The organism is Streptomyces griseorubiginosus, from assembly GCF_001514195.1.
GTDB lineage: Bacteria > Actinomycetota > Actinomycetes > Streptomycetales > Streptomycetaceae > Streptomyces > Streptomyces griseorubiginosus.
Genome location: NZ_KQ948745.1, coordinates 1 through 17511 on the forward strand (window position 1 = coordinate 1; position 17511 = coordinate 17511).

Consider the following 17511-nt stretch of genomic DNA (forward strand, 5'->3'; position numbering starts at 1 on the left):
CTCTTTCCGGCGGTCCCAACATTATCAGAAGTTTCGGGCCGGACTGACCGGCCATCTGTTTCCGATTTATCGGGAAGGCGCTCCTGCGAAATCGAGATTTCCAGAAGCAGGTAGATACTCACTGCTGCCGAGCGGGATGAACCCGGCTCCAGGCAACTGTTCGAATCTACCTCCCCGCATGGTCCGTGTCAACGGCTCCTGTGGGGCGAAGGAGACAGTAGCAGCTCACCAGGGTCGCCTGCACATCAGGCGGCTGTGGGCACCACGGCGCTGCGCTCGGCCGCCTCGACGTCTCCGGTGTCACCGGCACGCGCGGCTCGTCCGCCCAGGACGAAGACGTAGGCGAGGAAGGCCAGCTCGGCGACCACCCCTATGGTGATGCGGGCCCAAGTGGGCAGGCCAGAGGGGGTTACGAAGCCCTCGATGGCGCCCGAGACAAAGAGGACCAAGGCGAGGCCTATCGCCATGCCCACGGCGGCTCGGCCCTCCTCCGCCAGTGCGGTGCGTCTGGAACGCGGGCCCGGGTCTATCAGGGTCCAGCCCAGGCGCAGTCCTGTGCCGGCGGCGACGAAGACCGCGGTGAGCTCCAGGAGTCCGTGCGGGAGTACGAGGCCGAGGAAGGTGTCCAGGCGGCCGGCCGAGGACATCAGGCCGATGCCGACCCCGAGGTTGAGCATGTTCTGGAAGAGGATCCACAGGACCGGAAGGCCCAGGAAGACGCCGAGGACCAGGCACATGGCGGCGGCCTGCGCGTTGTTCGTCCACACCTGGGCGGCGAAGGAGGCCGCGGGGTGGCTGGAGTAGTAGGTCTCGTACTGGCCGCCGGGGCGGGTGAGCTCACGCAGTTCGCTGGGGGCCCCTATGGAGGACTGGACCTCGGGGTGGGTGCCGATCCACCAGCCCAGCAGGGCTGCGACGACCGTGGAGAGCAGGGCGGTGGGCACCCACCAGCGGCGGGAGCGGTAGACGGCGGCGGGGAAGCCGTAGGCGAGGAAGCGCGTGACGTCGCGCCAGGAGGCGCGGCGGGTTCCTGTGACGGCACTACGCGCGCGTGCCACGAGCTGGCTGAGTCGACCCGTGAGCTGGGGGTCAGGGGCACTGGACTGGATCAGGGAGAGGTGGGTGGCGGTGCGTTGGTAGAGGGCGACGAGTTCGTCCGCCTCAGCGCCGGTGAGGCGGCGTCGGCGCCCCAGCAGGGCGTCGAGGCGGTCCCACTCGGCTCGGTGGGCGGTGACGAAGACGTCGAGGTCCATCGGTCTGCCAGCTCCTCGGCTGATCGTCGGCTGCCGTCGTGAGAGTCAGCTTGTCGTACTGCGGCGCGATGCGCCCTCAGCTTGGCAGACTGGCCGTCCGAGAGGCAGTGCAGGGGAAGGGCGGCGGGCGTGAGTGAGCTGGTGACGGGCGAGGCGGTGGCGCTGGAACTGCGCCCTGCGAGGCTGCCCAGCAGGGCGTTGGCCGTGCTGATCGATCTGGCTCTGGCCATGGCTGTGTACCTCGCCGTGACCGTCGCTCTGGTGGCCGCTTCCGCCTCTCTGGACGACGCGGCTCAGGTCGCGATCTCGATCGCCGCGTTTCTGCTCGTGCTGGTGGGCGGGCCGATCGCGGTCGAGACGCTGAGCCACGGCCGGTCCTTGGGGAAGCTCGCCGTAGGGCTTCGTGTGGTGCGGGACGACGGTGGGCCGATCCGGTTCCGGCATGCCCTCGTGCGGGGTGCGATCGGGGTCGTCGAGATCGTGATGACGTTCGGGGTCGTCGCCTGTACCGCCTCGCTCGTCTCGGCGCGGGGGCGGCGGCTGGGTGACGTGTTCGCGGGGACGCTGGTCGTTCGGGAGCGGATTCCCGTCGCGCCCAGCGGTTTCGTACCGCCGCCTCCGCCCTGGCTGGCCGGGCGGTTCACGGAACTCGATCTGTCGGCGGTCCCCGACGGTCTGTGGCTTGCCATCCGTCAGTACCTGACGCGGATGCACCAGCTGGACCAACAGGTCGGCCTGGCCATGGCGGCCCGGCTGGCGTCCGAGCTGGCGGCGAGTACCGGGGCTCCGGCGCCGCAAGGGGTGCCGCCGGGCGCGTATCTCGCGGCGGTCGTGCAGGAGCGGCAGGCGCGGGAGGTCCGGAGGGCCTTCGGCGGCGGTACGCCGGGGCCAGCACAGGCGGCGCATGCATCGGCACCGTCACCTGTCGCGGGGTACGGACCTGTGGCCGGGGTGCCAGGGGGCTATCCGTATCCGGGCGGGCAACCCGCGGCCGCGCCTTCTCCCCAACCACCGGTCGCGTACGGCAGCGCAGCGACTCCCGGCGCGGGGGATCCCGGCGTTCCCCGGACAGCCGGTGACCCGTCCGAGGCCTCCCGGCCCGCCGTACCGCCGGAGGGCAGGCCGGCATCCGGGTTCGTACCGCCTGCGTGACTTCCTGCCATCCGTGGCCGACTAGGGCCGGAGTCGGTTCAGTCGAGCGGTGGATCGGGGAAGGCGGACGGCGGGGATTCAAGGTCCTCCAGCTCGATCCCGGGGGCCGCGAGGACCACGTCCCCCGCGATGTGCACGGTGTGCTGTTCACCGGTGTCCAGGGCTGTGACCTGGTATTCCTCCACGGTCAGGGGGCCGTTGTCAGTGGGGTGTGCTTCTCTTCTCAGCAAGGTCCAGGACTGGTCCACGGTGCGCGGGGCGAGGACGGGATCCGTGAAGGCCACGAGGCGTACGCGCGTTGCTGAGGAAGAGGGGGTGAGGCGCAGGAGACGGGTGGTGGCGACGACGAACGCGGGGGACGTGCCGGTGAAGGCGTGGGCGGCGACATTGCCTTCCGTGGCGTGGGTCCCGGTGGGGTCCGTGCGGACCCAGGTGACACCGTCGAGCGCGGCACCGCGCACCTGCCAGCTCGCGGCGTGGAGTTCGAGGCGGATGGGGCGGCCGAGGTCGTCGAGAGTGAGGTCGACCGAACCGCTGTGACCACCTTCGGGGTTGGTCAGTTGAGAGACGTAGCGCCAGCCGGACGGGCCGGGGGCGCACTGGAAGTGTTCTTCCGCGAGGGGGGTGTGATCGTGCGGATCCTGGAGCGAATAGCGGCCGCGAGGCATGGGGGTCCTGGGTTCTGACGGGCTGACCGAGGTACGAGGGCCACGAGACCAAAGGGGCAGGCCCCCGACACGGGGGTGCGGGGGCCTGCCTCTGAGGAACTACTGCTGGGCCGTGTACGGGAGCGCTGCCGTGATCAACGGCTGTGCCCTGCGGCTCAGTAGCGGTAGTGGTCCGACTTGTACGGGCCGTCGACCTCGACGCCGATGTAGGCGGCCTGCTCCGGGCGCAGCTGCGTCAGCTTCACGCCCAGGGAGTCCAGGTGGAGACGGGCGACCTTCTCGTCGAGGTGCTTGGGCAGCACGTAGACGTCGGTCGGGTACTCGGACGGCTTGGTGAACAGCTCGATCTGGGCCAGGGTCTGGTCCGCGAAGGAGTTGGACATCACGAACGACGGGTGGCCGGTGGCGTTGCCCAGGTTCAGCAGGCGGCCCTCGGACAGGACGATGATCACCTTGCCGTCGGGGAAAGTCCAGGTGTGGACCTGCGGCTTGACCTCGTCCTTGACGATGCCGGGGATCTTGGCGAGGCCGGCCATGTCGATCTCGTTGTCGAAGTGGCCGATGTTGCCGACGATCGCCTGGTGCTTCATCTTGGCCATGTCCGAGGCCATGATGATGTCCTTGTTGCCGGTCGTGGTGACGAAGATGTCGGCCTTGTCGATGACCTCGTCCAGCGTCGTGACCTGGTAGCCGTCCATCGCCGCCTGGAGCGCGCAGATCGGGTCGATCTCAGTGACGATGACCCGGGCGCCCTGGCCGCGCAGGGACTCCGCACAGCCCTTGCCCACGTCGCCGTAGCCGCAGACGACGGCGGTCTTGCCGCCGATGAGGACGTCGGTGGCGCGGTTGATGCCGTCGATCAGGGAGTGGCGGCAGCCGTACTTGTTGTCGAACTTCGACTTGGTGACGGCGTCGTTCACGTTGATCGCCGGGAACAGCAGGACGCCGTCGCGCTGCATCTCGTACAGGCGGTGGACGCCGGTCGTGGTCTCCTCGGTCACGCCGCGGATCTCCGAGGCGAGCTGGGTCCACTTCTGGGAGCCGTTGCTGATGGTGCGGTGGAGGAGCTCCAGGATGACCCGGTGCTCCTCGTTCTCGGCGGTGTCGACCGAGGGGACCTCGCCGGCCTTCTCGTACTCGACGCCCTTGTGGACGAGGAGGGTGGCGTCACCGCCGTCGTCCAGGATCATGTTCGGGCCGCCGGTGGGGGTGTTCGGCCAGGTCAGCGCCTGCTCCGTGCACCACCAGTACTCCTCCAGGGTCTCGCCCTTCCAGGCGAAGACCGGGACGCCCTGGGGGTTGTCCACGGTGCCGTTCGGGCCGACGGCGATGGCGGCGGCCGCGTGGTCCTGGGTGGAGAAGATGTTGCAGGATGCCCAGCGGACCTCGGCGCCGAGGGCGACCAGGGTCTCGATGAGGACGGCGGTCTGCACGGTCATGTGCAGGGAGCCGGTGACGCGGGCGCCGGCGAGCGGCTGCGCCTCGGCGTACTCCTTGCGGATCGCCATCAGGCCGGGCATCTCGTGCTCGGCGAGGGTGATCTCCTTGCGGCCGAAGGCGGCCAGGGAGAGGTCGGCGACCTTGAAGTCCTGTCGGTTTTCGACAGTCGTCATTCGAGCTGCTCCTCGGGGTTGGGGCGAGGTGGGTACGGCTGGTCTGCGCGGCGGCGGACACGGGGGTGCCCGAAGAGGACACAGGCATGCCCGGTGCGCGCAGCGCAGTCCGTCGGAGGCCCTCTCTCCCTCGGTCGGTCCGCGGTGGGACCGCCCGACCGCCATCAGCAGCGACGTCTGGCTCCGTCCCAAGCTACACCGGTCGGGCGGGGGACCCCAGTCCGCCTCCGAACACATCAGGCCGATCAGGGGCTGCGGCGAGGGAGGCCGTCGGTCGTTCAGGGCAGGGTGCCCCGGGGTGGTGGCAGCAGTCCTACGAGGAGGGGAACAGGCGGCAACGGCGCAGGCCATGCGGCACTTCTGCGCGTCGGGCGGTCCGGGCGGGCCTGGGGGGATGCGAGGAGATCAGCACACATCAGATCGATCTCGCGGGGCTGAAAATGTTCCGCTGACGACGCTGACGACGCTGACCACCGGGCACTCGGTGAGCCCCGTCACCGTACGGTCGCGGCCCCTCGGGCCCTCGGATCCTCAGTGGCCGGGGGTCGGGTGCTGGGCCGGGCCGCCGGGGGTCGCCTCGCGGTCGGCGCCCTTGGCGGCTTCCTTCTCGCTGTAGATGTCCGGTTCGAGGTAGATGACGCGGGCGATCGGGACGGCCTCGCGGATACGGGCCTCGGCGGCGTTGATCGCGGAGGCGACCTCGGCGGCCGTGTCGTCGTGCTGGACGGCGATCTTGGCGGCGATGAGCAGTTCCTCGGGGCCGAGGTGGAGCGTGCGCATGTGGATGATGCCGGTGACGGTGTCGCCGTCGACGATCGCGGTCTCGATCTTCTGGACCGCCTCGATGCCCGCGGACTCGCCGAGCAGCAGGGACTTGGTCTCGGCGGCGAGGACGAGGGCGATCAGGATGAGCAGGATGCCGATGCACAGGGTGCCGATGCCGTCCCAGACGCCGTCGCCGGTGAGCAGGGCGAGGCCTACGCCCCCGAGGGCCAGGACAAGACCGACGAGCGCGCCGAAGTCCTCCAGAAGAACGACCGGGAGTTCGGGAGCCTTGGCGCGGCGGACGAACTCCTTCCAGGAGAGGTCGCCGCGCAGCGGGTTGGACTCCTTGATGGCGGTGCGGAAGGAGAAGCCCTCGGCGATGATCGCGAAGACGAGGACGCCGACCGGCCAGTACCAGTGCTCGATCTCGTGCGGGTGCTTGATCTTCTCGTAGCCCTCGTAGATGGCGAACATGCCACCGACGGAGAAGAGCACGATGGAGACCAGGAAGGCGTAGATGTAGCGCTCGCGGCCGTAGCCGAAGGGGTGTTGCGGGGTGGCCTCGCGCTGGGCCTTCTTGCCGCCGAGGAGCAGCAGGAACTGGTTGCCGGAGTCGGCGAGCGAGTGCACGCCCTCGGCGAGCATCGAGGACGAGCCGCTGAACGCGAACGCCACGAACTTCGATGCCGCGATCGCGAGGTTGGCGCCGAGTGCCGCCACGATCGCCCTGGTTCCGCCTGACGCGCTCATCTGCTCGCGTTGTCCCTTCGCCTCAAGTACCGCTACGCCGTCCAGGCCTTTGCCCGTCCTTTGCCGGTGGGCCATTCTTGCAGCCTCGCCCGGCACGGACGTCTCAGGTGTCCACAGCCCCAGTCATACCGTCACACGATCACGGTGGCGCGGAAGACCGTGCCCGTGCCGGACACCTCGGCCTTCTCGCCCGCCGGGACGAAGACCGACCGACCAGGGCGCAGTTCGTGTTCCCCGGCTCGCACGGAACCTGCCGTGCAGAGCAGGATCTGCGGCGTCGAACGGGTGAGGTCGTGGGGGGCGGCGCCCTCGGGAAGGACGTACCGGGACAACCGGAACTCGTCGATGGGGGTCTCGTAGACCTCTTCGCCGTCGGGGGACGCCTCGGGGCGGAGCACACCCGGGTCGGCGGCCTCGAAGCGGACGATGCGCAGGAGTTCGGGGACGTCGACGTGCTTGGGCGTCAGGCCGCAGCGCAGGACGTTGTCGGAGTTGGCCATGATCTCGACGCCGAGGCCGTTCAGGTAGGCGTGCGGGATGCCCGCGCCGAGGAACAGGGCCTCGCCGGGCTGGAGCCGGACGTGGTTGAGGAGCATCGCGGCGATGACGCCCGGGTCGCCCGGGTAGTGGTGGGCGATGGCGGCGTAGGGGGCGTGGTCGCCGCCGAGGCGGGCGCAGGCGGCCGCGGCCTCGGTGACCGTGTGGGCCATCTCCTCGCGGTCCGCGGTGAGGATCGCGGTCAGAACCTCCCGCAGGGCCGCCTCCTCCGGGTGGGCGTGCAGGAGGTCGACGTACGGCTTGAGGGAGTCGACGCCCAGCGCCTCCAACAGCTCGGCCGCACGCGCGGGTTCGCGGAATCCGCACAGGCCGTCGAACTCGGTGAGGGCGCAGATCAGTTCGGGCTTGTGGTTGGCGTCCTTGTAGTTGCGGTGGCCCGCGTCCACGGGGATGCCCCGGCGCTCCTCGTCCTCGTAACCCTCTTTCGCCTGGGCCAGGTCGGGGTGCACCTGGAGGGAGAGCGGGGCGCCCGCGGCGAGGATCTTGAGGAGGAAGGGCAGGCGGGGGCCGAACTTGGCTACGGCCGCCTCGCCCAGCTCGCGCGCGGGGTCAGCGTCGATGACCTCGACGAGCGTGCCCCGGTCGGTGCGCGAGGGCGCGCCGGGGTGGGCGCCCATCCACATCTCCGCCTGGGGTTCACCGGTCGGCTCCAGGCCGAGGAGTTCAGGGATGGCGGTGGGGGAACCCCAGGCGTAGGGCCGGATGGTGTTGTCGAGGCGGTCCATCGAACTCTTTCTGTACGTACGGCGGTCAGGGCGTCCTGGGCAACATCAGGCCCCCGAGGCGAGCGCCAGGTAAACGGCGGCGAAATCCGTGACGGCGATCAGTTCCGCGAGGGTCTCGATCTCGCCGCCGGCCTCCGGCTCCAGCTCGCTGATGGGCGTGTCGTGGCTCAGGGCCAGGTCGCGGGCGGACGGCGCGGCGCTGAGGCCGCCGATCGGACGGTCCCGCAGCAGCACCACGCGCGCGTGGAGCGCGGGAGGTTCCTCGACGCGGTCGCGGAAGAAGTCGTCGGGGTCGGCGCTGGCGGCCAGCGGTCCGGCGAGCAGCGTGCTGTGCGCGGCGAGGGCCTCCGGCAGTTCGGAGACGAGGGCCGGGCGGCCGGCGAGTTCGGCGAGGGCGGCGGCGAAGCGTCGGCCCGCGGGGCCCGCGGAGGTGCCCTCGGTCCAGATGACCGGGAGGGAGTCGGCGAGTTCGGCGGCGAGGGTCTTGGCGGGGTTGCTGTAGGTCGCGATGGCGGGGCCGCAGCGCTCGGCGATGTGGTCGAGACGGTCGGCGATCTTCGCGAGGGCGTCGGGCGGGGCGGAGAGCAGGCCGGTGCGGTCGAGGATCGCGAGGAGCGGGGTGAGCAGGGCCCACAGGACGCCCGGGGCGGAGGCGGCGAGCGGGGTGTCCTGCTCGTACGGGGCGGTCGCCATGGGCACGAACAGACCGTGGGCGCCCTCGACCGCCTCGGTGAGGGGGGCGCGGGCGGGGGCCACGGCGACGACCGTGCAGCCGCGCCGGTAGGCCTGGTCGGCGAGGAGCGACAGGCCCGGCTCGGTGCCGTCGGGGGTGGCGATCAGGAGCAGGTCGACCGAGCCCGCCCAACCGGGGAGTTCCCAGCGCAGGGCGCCCGCGGCGGGGGCGACGCCGGTCGGGGCGAGGCGGGTGACCGGGCTGCCGGCGCCGGCGAGGGTGCCGAGGAGGTCGGCGACGTGGGTGGCGGCGGCGCCGGGGCCCGCGATGAGGACCGCGCGGGGGCGTCCGTCGGGCTTGAGGTCGTTCACCCCTGCCTCGGCGGCGTGCCGGGCGGCGGTGCGGACGCGGGCGCCTGCCTCGGCGGCACCGCGGAGCAGACCTCGGCGGTCGGCCTCCGAGAGGGCCTCGGGGGTGTCTAGCAGCGATTCGTCGAGCATGGGGCGGCAGCCTCCGATCGCCGGGTCTCCGGGACGCCGGGTGGTCGCTTCGCCGGGTCCTGGGGAGCCGGGGCCTGGGGTGCCCGGGCCTGGGGAGCCGGGGCGCTCGCGGGTCCGGGACGCCGGTGGTCGCTGTGTCGTTGTCGCTTACGGCGGTGGGTGCGCTGTGTGTCCTACGGCGGTGAGGGTGCCGTATCCCCTACGGCCGTGCGCGTGCCGTGTCTCCTGCGGTGACCCGCCCGCGCGGTGTGCTCACGCGGGGCGACGGGCCTCGTCGACGAGGAGGACGGGGATGCCGTCGCGGACCGGGTACGCGAGGCCGCAGTCCTGACCGGTGCAGATCAGCTCGGTGTCCTGCTCCTTGAGGGGGGCGTGGCAGGCCGGGCAGGCGAGGATCTCCAGGAGGCCGGCTTCGAGCGGCATGGGGGTTCCCTTCGGGGGCGGTACGGCTGCTTGTGCGGATGTGCCTGGTCAGGGTACCGCCGGGGGGAGGGGGGTGCCGGGGTTGGGGCGAGGTCGGTACGGGGAGGTGCCGGGGGGATTTTTTCGCCCCCGCCGCCCCTACCCGTCCCATCCCCAGGGGCTGCCGCCCCTTCGACCCCGCCTCCAGGGGCTCCGCCCCCGGACCCCCGCTCCTCAAACGCCGGAGGGGCTGGATTTCGCGAACGCCGGAAGGGCCAGATTGGCGCGAACGCCGGGAGGGCCGGATTTCGCGAGGGCCGGAGGGCCGGATTTCGCGAGCGCCGGAGGGGCTGGGATTCAGGCCCTGGCGATTTCAGGCTCTGATGATCGCCAGCACCTCGTCCCGCACCTTCGCCATGGTCGCCTCGTCCCTCGCCTCCGCGTTCAGGCGGAGCAGGGGTTCGGTGTTGGAGGGGCGGACGTTGAACCACCAGTCGGCGGTCGCGACGGTGAGGCCGTCGAGTTCGTCGAGCCGGACGCCCTCCTGGTTCTCGTAGGCCGCCCTGACGGCCGCGAGGCGGCCTGCCTGGTCGGCGACCGTGGAGTTGATCTCGCCCGAGCCGGTGTAGCGGTCGTACTGGGCCACCAGGGACGACAGGGGGCCCTCCTGGCCGCCGAGGGCCGCAAGGACGTGCAGGGCCGCCAGCATGCCGGTGTCGGCGTTCCAGAAGTCCTTGAAGTAGTAGTGGGCGGAGTGCTCGCCGCCGAAGATCGCGCCGGAGCGCGCCATCTCGGCCTTGATGAAGGAGTGGCCCACGCGGGTGCGTACCGGGGTGCCGCCGTGCTCCTCGACGACCTCGGGGACGGACCAGGACGTGATCAGGTTGTGGATGATCACGCCCTTGCCGCCGTTCCTGGCCAGTTCGCGCGCGGCGACCAGGGCGGTGATCGCGGACGGGGAGACGGGGTTTCCGCGCTCGTCGACGACGAAGCAGCGGTCGGCGTCGCCGTCGAAGGCGATGCCGAGGTCGGCGCCCTCCTCGCGGACCCGCCTCTGGAGGTCGACGATGTTGGCGGGGTCGAGGGGGTTGGCCTCGTGGTTGGGGAAGGTGCCGTCCAGCTCGAAGTACATCGGGACGACGTCCAGGGGCAGGCCCGCGAAGACGGTCGGGACGGTGTGGCCGCCCATGCCGTTGCCCGCGTCCACGGCGACCTTGAGCGGGCGGATGGCGGTCAGGTCGACGAGCGAGCGGAGGTGCGCCGCGTAGTCCTCCAGCGTGTCCCGCGCAGTGATGGTGCCCGTCGACGCGGTCACCTCGGGGGCGCCCTCCTCGCTCCAGCGCTCGACGAGTTCGCGGATCTCGGCGAGGCCGGTGTCCTGGCCGACCGGGGCCGCGCCCGCACGGCACATCTTGATGCCGTTGTACTGCGCCGGGTTGTGGGAGGCCGTGAACATGGCGCCCGGCAGGCCCAGCGCGCCGGAGGCGTAGTACAGCTGGTCGGTCGAGCACAGGCCGATCTCGGTGACGTCCACGCCGCGGGCGGCCGCTCCGCGCGCGAAGGCCCGCGACAGACCCGGGGAGGACGGCCGCATGTCGTGGCCGGTCACCAGGGCGGTCGCGCCGGTCACCTGGACGAAGGCGGCACCGAAGAGCTCGGCAAGCGTCTCGTCCCACTGGTCCGGGACGACACCGCGCACGTCGTACGCCTTAACGAGCTGTGACAGATCAGCGGCCACGGCCAACCTTCCTGGAAGTTGTGTCGGTCGGCACAAACTACCCGTAGCCACTGACAGCGGGCTGTGCGGGACCTCACTGGTACTCCCGACCGTGACCTCGGGCGACGCCTTCAGGACAGGGAGCGGATCAACGCGGCCACGATGTGGGTGAGTTGCGCGGCACGGTGATCCGGACGCGCGTGATCACGCGCGGAGCGAGGGTCAGTTGTCCGGCGAGCGCAGAATCCGCAGATGGCCGCGGCGCGCGACCTCCATCGGGTCGGCCCGGCGGGCCCCGCCGCCCGCCTCGGCGGCGCGCTCCTGCGGACGGGCCGCCTCACGCACGGCGTTGGCAAGCGCTTCCAGGTCGTCGCCACTGGGGCGAGCCGGGGCCGAGCCGTCGAGAAGCCGGACGACCTCCCAGCCGCGCGGGGCGGTGAGGCGCTCGGAGTGCTCGGCGCACAGGTCGTAGCAGTGGGGTTCGGCGTAGGTGGCGAGCGGGCCGAGGACCGCGGTCGAGTCGGCGTAGACGTACGTCAGCGTCGCGACGGCGGGACGGCCGCAAGCGGTGCGCGAACAGCGACGTACAGGGCTCACAGCGTTGGACGGTACCGCACTCTTGAGCGGGCCGCGACGACTCTCCCCCAGGTCACTCCACCGTGTCGTGCTGTGAAACGCCCCACAGGCCACTCCGCTCACACCGCCGTGACCTGCACGGACACCCGTTTTCGAGGAGCCGAACACACCTTGCTCCGGTCACAAGTTGGCACAAACCATGTCAATTGCCTTGAGATCGACGGTCTCGGAGAGATACGGAATCGAGCCCAACCTTGGCTTGAATGGTCAACTGCCGACAGGTCGTACGAGACGCCCGTACGTCGTTTCGGACCGTGCCCCGGAGTGGCCGGGTGCCGCGTGGGGGTCGGGCGCGGGAGTGCGGCGAGGATTACGCTTCACCAGTGATGGACAACCCCGTACCGCCCCGCGCCACCGGCCCCGGGCCCCGCCGCCGTGATCGCCACGGACGCGGCATGCGCGGTCCGATCGCCCCGCCTCAGGTGCCGCTCGCCGCCAGTCGTGCCGACGTGTTCGCGGACCTGGTGCAGGACTCCGTGGAGCGCCTGGAGCGGCGGTGGCCGCAGCTCGCCGAGATCGACTTCCTGGTCCTGGAGGTGCCCCGGCTGGACGGGCCCGGGCAGGCCTGGAACGACGAGGCGGTGCCGCTGGGCGGCACGATCCCCGCGCGCGAGGGACGCCCCGCGCGCGTGGTCGTCTACCGGCGGCCGGTGGAGATCCGCACCAAGGGGCGGGACGAGCGGGCGGCGCTGGTGCACGAGGTGGTCGTGGAGCAGGTGGCCGAGCTGCTGGGGCTCACTCCGGAGACGGTGGATCCGCGCTACGGCGAGGACTGAACCGCGCGCGGACCCCGCTACGGCGAGCACTGAACCGCGCGTGGATCCCCGCCACCGCGAGCACTGCACCGCGCGCGGGCCGCCACCGCCGCTCCTCCGCACCGCGCGCGGACCGCCTCCGCTACTTCTGGAGCACCGACAGGTCCTCGTCCGCCTCCGGTACGGCCACCATGCCCCGGTCGTCCGGGAGGGTCTGGATCGTGAAGCCGGGGACGCCGTCCTCCGTGGCCGCCAGGGTGCGGGCGCCGTAGACGGGGCCTCCCGAGACGTGCTCCACCGTGAGGGCGAAGGTGCCCTTGAGGCCGGTCGGGGTGGGCGCCTCGACGTTCTGCGTGGTGCCCGCCTTGATCGTGAACGTCTTCGAGACGGCCTCGCCGCCCTCGCTGCCCGCCGAGGCCGTGACCTTGACCGTGGCGGTCCGGGTGGGGGCGGTCAGGGAGAGGGTGCTGCCCTTGGCGCTGTTGTCGGCGACGGTCGCGCGCGTGCCGACCGGACGCGTGGCCGGGATGAACGCCGTCTCCTGGTTCGCGCCCTTGCCGCGGACGACCCGCAGCGCGGCGACCACCGGCACGGAGTCGTCGGTGGGGGTCAGGACCAGCGAACCGGCCTCCCCGCGCGTGACGTCACCGAGGTCGACGGCCGTCGTCATGCCGCCCTTCACGTGCAGCGTCTCGTTGCCCGCCGGGGTGATCAGGCCGGACGGCGAGGCGAGCCGCACCTTCAGGTCCGCGTCGGAGTCGCTGGGCGTGTAGGCGACCAGGCGCACGGCGGTGGCGTCCTTGGGGATGCCGGGCAGCACCAGGCTGCCGGACGGGTCCGTGGACGCGGCCAGCCAGTCGCCGCCGAGCTTGTCGTCCAGGGCCTGCACGGCCGCGCCGACGCGTCCGCTGCGGACGTTCACATGGACCGTGAGGTCCTCCTGCTTCTCCTCGGTGAGCGTGGACAGCAGGATCGGGTCGCTGGAGTGCGGCGCGACGGTGATGCCCTCGCCCAGGGAGGAGTCGAGGGCGCCGTCCTTGCCGTAGAGCTCGATGTCGACGACGGCGGCGGAGTCGTCGGGGTTGGTCAGGTGCACGTAGTCGGTGCGGTCGGCGGCCGTGCTGGCGCCCGGGAACCAGAACTCGGTGTCGGGAGCGGAGCAGTTGACGCCCTGGAGTCCGCGGCCGGCGCCCGCGGCGACCTCGGTGGTCTCCTGGACGGTCCAGCCGGGCGCGAACTTCCCCTCGGCGGTGCCGACCAGTGCGGGCGCGTCCCCGCCGGAGGTGTCTCCGGTGACGGGCGTGCCGGGCTCCTTGGGTGTGAGGACCGGCTTGGCGGCCTTCTTCTTGCCCTTGCTCTTGTCCTTGCCCTTGTTCTTGCTCTGACTCTGGTCCTGGCCGTCCGACTCCTCGGCGGCCGCCTTGAGTTCGGCCTTGCCGTCATCACCCGTGTTCTTGGTGACGGGCGTGAACGAGGTGTACGACGTCTCCGCTACCTCGGAGGTGCTGGGCTCCGGGCAGAGCAGGCTGGTGCGCTCCACGGGCAGCTCGGCGGCCGTCCCCGCGGTGGTGGCGGCCTGAGGTGAGCTGAGCGTGGCGAACCCGGTGACGGCGGCGAGCGCGGCGGTGCCGGCGAGGAGGGACAGGGTGGTGCGGTTCACTGCTGACTCCCGTCGGGGCGCTCACTGCCATGGGCACCCGGGTGCTGCTGTGCCGGGTCGTACGCCGGGTCGTAGCCCTGCTCGTACTGCTGCTGGTCGTACTGGCCGCCGTAGGTCTGGTCGTACGGCGCCTGCTGGGGCTGCCCGCCGTAGGCGTACGGGTCGTACTGGCCGCCCTGGTACGGGTCCGCCTGGTACGGCTGCTGGTCGTAGCCGCCCGCCGGGTACTGCTGGGCGGTGCCCTGGTACTGGTCGGCGGCGTACGGGTCGTACTCGGCGTTCGCGTAGCTCGGGGCGTCCCAGTCGCCGTAGGACTGCTGCTGCGGGACGGCGGCCGGGGCCTGCTGCGGGGGCGGCGGGAAGTCCTCGGTCCCGGGGCTCTCCTCGGCCTCGGCCTCGGCCTCGGCCTGGGCGCGCAGGCGGCGGGCGCGGCGGCCCTCGCCCGCGACGGCCTCGGCCGGGACCGGCGGCTCCTCGGGGAGGTCGTCGTCGACGTCACGGCGGCGGCCGGGGAGGGCCATCACCACGAGGACGACGGCGAGCGCGCCCTGGATCCACAGCCACAGGGTGTGGGTGAAGGGGGCGTCGTAGGTGACGTCCAGTCTGCCGCCGGAGGCGGGGAGTTCGAATCCCTGGGCCCAGCCGTCGACGGTGGTCGGGGTGAGCGGTTCGCCGTCCAGGGTGGCCGTCCAGCCCTCGGCGGCGGTGTCGGCGAGGCGCAGGATCCGGCCGTCGGCTCCGGACGGGATCGTGGTGTGGATGTCGACCGGGCCGGCCGCGACCGGCAGCGCGGTGCCCGATCCGGACTTGGCGGCGATGGTCGCGCGCGCGACCTCCTGGTCGACCCGCCACAGGCCGCTGCCGTCCTGCTGGCTGAGCCGGGTCAGACCCGGTGTGGCGTCCAGCACGCGTGTGACCTCGCGGGGGGCGCCCTTGTGGACGAGGACGTAGCGCACGGCGAAGCCGCCGAGCTGGTTCGCCTGGTCGGCGCCGGAGCCGGCGACGAGGTTGGCGACGACCTTGTCGAGGGTGCTGTTCTCGCCGTCGGCCGCGGCGAGTTCGCCGTCACCGAGACGGGCGCCGGAGCCACGCACCAGCATGTAGCCGACGTGGGCGGCGGAGTCGCTGTCGAGGACGAGGGTGCGGGCCTGGTCGCGAGTGCCGCTCTCCTCGGCGACGAACGCGGGCACCTGGGTGGGGTCGCGGCGCTCCAGGGGTCCGTCGGCGCCGCCGATCATCCAGCCGGCGGCGACCAGCAGGGGCCCCGCGGCGGAGGCGAAGGCGATGAGCGCGGCGACGGGCTGGCGCCAGCCGAAGCTCTGCTCGGCCACGCGCGAGCGTGCCCCGTCGGCGCCGAGCGCGGCGGCCGCCAGCAGGGCGAGGCCGTAGACGAGGGTGGCGGGTCCGGCCCAGGTCGAGTCGTTGGACAGGACGGCGAAGACGAGTCCGACCAGGGCCACCGCCCAGGCGGTCCAGATGCCGAACTGCCGCTCGGAGCGCAGCAGGGCGGCGAGCGCGGCCAGCACGATGCCGATGAGCATCAGCCCGTCGACGGTGCCCGGGCCGCCGGGGCTCGCGCCGAGCAGGTCGAGGGCGGAGGCGGCCGAGGAGCCGTACTCCAGGCCTGCCTGCTGGAAGAAGCCGAACGGGAGCAGCGTCAGCGACCAGGGCGCGAGGACCAGCAGGGGCACGCCGAACTGGGCGAGGAAGCGCAGTCCGTAGGCGGTGATGTCGGTGCGGCGCACGACCAGCAGGCCGAGGCCGAGGAGCAGGGCGATCGGCCAGATGATCGGGGTGAAGGCGGTGGTGACGGTGAGCAGCAGCGCGAACGCCCAGGTGGCGCGCCAACTGCCGCGCGTGCCCGCGCTCTTCGTGAGGCCGCCGGCGGCGACGCCCGCGCGCGCGAGGAGCGGCAGCAGGACGGCGAGGACGGAGGTGCCGACGCGGCCGCCGGCGAGGGCGCCGGTGGCGGCGGGCAGGAAGGCGTAGACGACGGCCGCCCACGCGCGCAGCAGGCGGGACTCGACGAGCGGGCGGGAGGCGAAGTACGCCGTGAAGCCGGCCAGCGGCACCGAGCAGACCAGCAGGACCGTCAGCGCGAGGCCGGTCGAGCCGAACAGCGCGGAGGACAGCGCTGCGATGATCGCCAGGTACGGCGGCGCGGACGGGGTGCCGCCGGCGCCGACCGCGTGCCAGGCGTCCGTGTAGCGCGACCAAAGCTCGCTCGCGTCGGCCGGGGCGGGCAGCAGGGCGCCGCCCGCGAGCGCGCCGCCGCCCAGGAGGTTGCGGCAGGCGACGAGGGCGACCAGCAGCAGTCCCAGGAAGAGCATCGGGCCGGGGTTGCGGGCGATGCGCTTGAGGCGGGCGAACTGCTCGATCTCCAGGAAGTCCGCGTCGTCGCCGCCGGGCCCGGATTCGATGCCGCCGCCGTGCCGGCCGGCGTTGGGGGCGTCGGCGTCGGAGCCGCCGAAGAAGTTGCCGGCGACCTGTTCCACGGTGGCCCGCACGGTCGCGCCGGGCGGCGGGAACAGCTGTCTGAGTTCGTCCTTGTCGACGACCGGCTTGCCGCGCCTGCCGCGTCCGGCGATGATCCGCTCGGGCCGCAGCAGGGTGCCGAGCAGACCCCGGATCTCGTCGACGGCCTGTCCGGGGACCTTGCCGACGAGGTAGGCGACGGTCCGCAGCAGGGTGCCGAGGACCAGGCGCACCAGCACCCAGGGCAGCATGGCCGTACGGGTGTTGACGAGCAGGGTGTAGACGGCGCCGGCCTTGTCGACCTTGTGCGGGGAGGCGCTGGTGCGGCCCGCGCAGTCGACGGTGCGGCGCTCGCGGGAGGCGGCCTCGGCGTGCCGGACGACGGCCTCGGGGGCGATGAGGACGCGGTGGCCGGCGGCCTGGGCGCGCCAGCACAGGTCGACGTCGTCACGCATGAGGGGCAGTTGCCGGTCGAAGCCGCCGAGCTGTTCGTAGACGTCGCGGCGGATCAGCATGCCGGCGGTGGACACCGACAGCACGGGCCGGACGTGGTCGTGCTGGCCCTGGTCCTGTTCACGGCGGTCCAGACCGGTCCAACGGCGGCCGGAGTGCGCGATGGAAACGCCGACCTCGAGAAGCTGCCGCTTGTCGTACCAGCCGCGGAGCTTGGGGCCCACGACGGCGACGTCGTCCCGGCCGAGTTCCAGTTCGTTGTCCACGACGCGCAACAGCTGGGCCAGGGCATCGGGTTCGGGGGCGCAGTCGTCGTGCAGCAGCCACAGCCACTGGACCGGTTCGCCGTGCGGCAGTTCCGGCATGTCGTAGGCGTCGTCGCGCCACGTGCGCGTGACCGGGTCCCAGCCGCTGGGCCGCTTCAGGTACGGCAGCTCGTCCGGGGTGAGCAGCGGAGCGGAGCGGTGCGCCTCCTCGACGGCCTGGCCGAAGCCGGTGCGCCGGGCGAGGTGCAGGACCCGGTCGGCGCCGAGGGCGTCGGTGACCAGCTGGGCGGAGTCGTCCGCGCTGCCGGTGTCGGCGGCCAGCGCGAACTGCACGGGGCGCTCCTGGCCGAGCAGCCCGGCGAGCGCGTCGGGCAGCCAGCGGGCGCCGTCGTGGGAGACGAGCACCGCGGTCACCACGTGGCGCGGGAACTCAGGAGTGGCAGCGTGGTCTTGGGCTGCCGTGTGGCTGTGCACGGACATCGAGGTACGG

13 protein-coding genes are annotated in these 17511 nt (G+C 72.1%); 2 read left to right on the plus strand and 11 right to left on the minus strand.

The window, feature by feature from the left end; genetic code table 11:
- Positions 1–245: 245 nt before the first annotated feature.
- Positions 246–1253: a stage II sporulation protein M gene (locus AQJ54_RS36710; RefSeq protein ID WP_062245113.1), complete on the minus strand. Its 1008-nt coding sequence runs from the start codon at positions 1251–1253 to the stop codon at positions 246–248.
- Positions 1254–1382: 129 nt separating this feature from the next.
- Here AQJ54_RS36710 and AQJ54_RS36715 point away from each other — a divergent pair, with 129 nt between their 5' ends.
- Positions 1383–2405, plus strand: coding sequence for an RDD family protein (locus AQJ54_RS36715; protein ID WP_062245116.1), 1023 nt, complete (start codon positions 1383–1385; stop codon positions 2403–2405).
- Positions 2406–2443: 38 nt separating this feature from the next.
- On the opposite strand, the gene AQJ54_RS36720 is transcribed toward AQJ54_RS36715, so the two are convergent.
- The 8 genes from AQJ54_RS36720 to AQJ54_RS36750 all read right to left on the minus strand — a co-directional run bounded on the left by AQJ54_RS36720 (position 2444) and on the right by AQJ54_RS36750 (position 11373).
- Complete coding sequence (locus AQJ54_RS36720) at positions 2444–3073, minus strand: hypothetical protein (RefSeq protein WP_062245118.1); 630 nt, start codon at positions 3071–3073, stop codon at positions 2444–2446.
- A gap of 155 nt (positions 3074–3228) precedes the next feature.
- Positions 3229–4686 (minus strand): adenosylhomocysteinase, encoded by a 1458-nt coding sequence (gene ahcY, locus AQJ54_RS36725; protein ID WP_062029808.1) that lies wholly within the window; start codon positions 4684–4686, stop codon positions 3229–3231.
- A gap of 531 nt (positions 4687–5217) precedes the next feature.
- Positions 5218–6201: a cation diffusion facilitator family transporter gene (locus AQJ54_RS36730; protein ID WP_062245120.1), complete on the minus strand. Its 984-nt coding sequence runs from the start codon at positions 6199–6201 to the stop codon at positions 5218–5220.
- 131 nt (positions 6202–6332) lie between these two features.
- Entirely contained in the window at positions 6333–7484 is a 1152-nt protein-coding gene (gene manA, locus AQJ54_RS36735; RefSeq protein ID WP_062245122.1) for a mannose-6-phosphate isomerase, class I, read from the minus strand.
- A 45-nt stretch (positions 7485–7529) separates the two neighbouring features.
- Positions 7530–8657: an SIS domain-containing protein gene (locus AQJ54_RS36740; RefSeq protein ID WP_062029813.1), complete on the minus strand. Its 1128-nt coding sequence runs from the start codon at positions 8655–8657 to the stop codon at positions 7530–7532.
- A 252-nt stretch (positions 8658–8909) separates the two neighbouring features.
- Entirely contained in the window at positions 8910–9080 is a 171-nt protein-coding gene (locus AQJ54_RS44215) for a Trm112 family protein (protein ID WP_007382472.1), read from the minus strand.
- A gap of 352 nt (positions 9081–9432) precedes the next feature.
- Entirely contained in the window at positions 9433–10797 is a 1365-nt protein-coding gene (locus AQJ54_RS36745) for a phosphomannomutase/phosphoglucomutase (protein WP_062245124.1), read from the minus strand.
- Positions 10798–10998: 201 nt separating this feature from the next.
- Positions 10999–11373: a DUF3499 domain-containing protein gene (locus AQJ54_RS36750; protein WP_020137945.1), complete on the minus strand. Its 375-nt coding sequence runs from the start codon at positions 11371–11373 to the stop codon at positions 10999–11001.
- A 365-nt stretch (positions 11374–11738) separates the two neighbouring features.
- Between AQJ54_RS36750 and AQJ54_RS36755 the strand changes: the two genes are divergently transcribed.
- The gene (locus tag AQJ54_RS36755; protein ID WP_078616737.1) at positions 11739–12188 is read left to right on the plus strand and encodes a metallopeptidase family protein; all 450 of its coding nucleotides are present in this window, start codon (positions 11739–11741) and stop codon (positions 12186–12188) included.
- A gap of 121 nt (positions 12189–12309) precedes the next feature.
- Here AQJ54_RS36755 and AQJ54_RS36760 read toward each other — a convergent pair whose 3' ends face one another.
- Complete coding sequence (locus AQJ54_RS36760; protein WP_062245127.1) at positions 12310–13827, minus strand: DUF5719 family protein; 1518 nt, start codon at positions 13825–13827, stop codon at positions 12310–12312.
- Entirely contained in the window at positions 13824–17501 is a 3678-nt protein-coding gene (locus AQJ54_RS36765; protein ID WP_107121214.1) for a glycosyltransferase, read from the minus strand. Before AQJ54_RS36765 ends, AQJ54_RS36760 begins: the two co-directional genes overlap by 4 nt.
- Between the last annotated feature and the right edge of the window lie 10 nt (positions 17502–17511).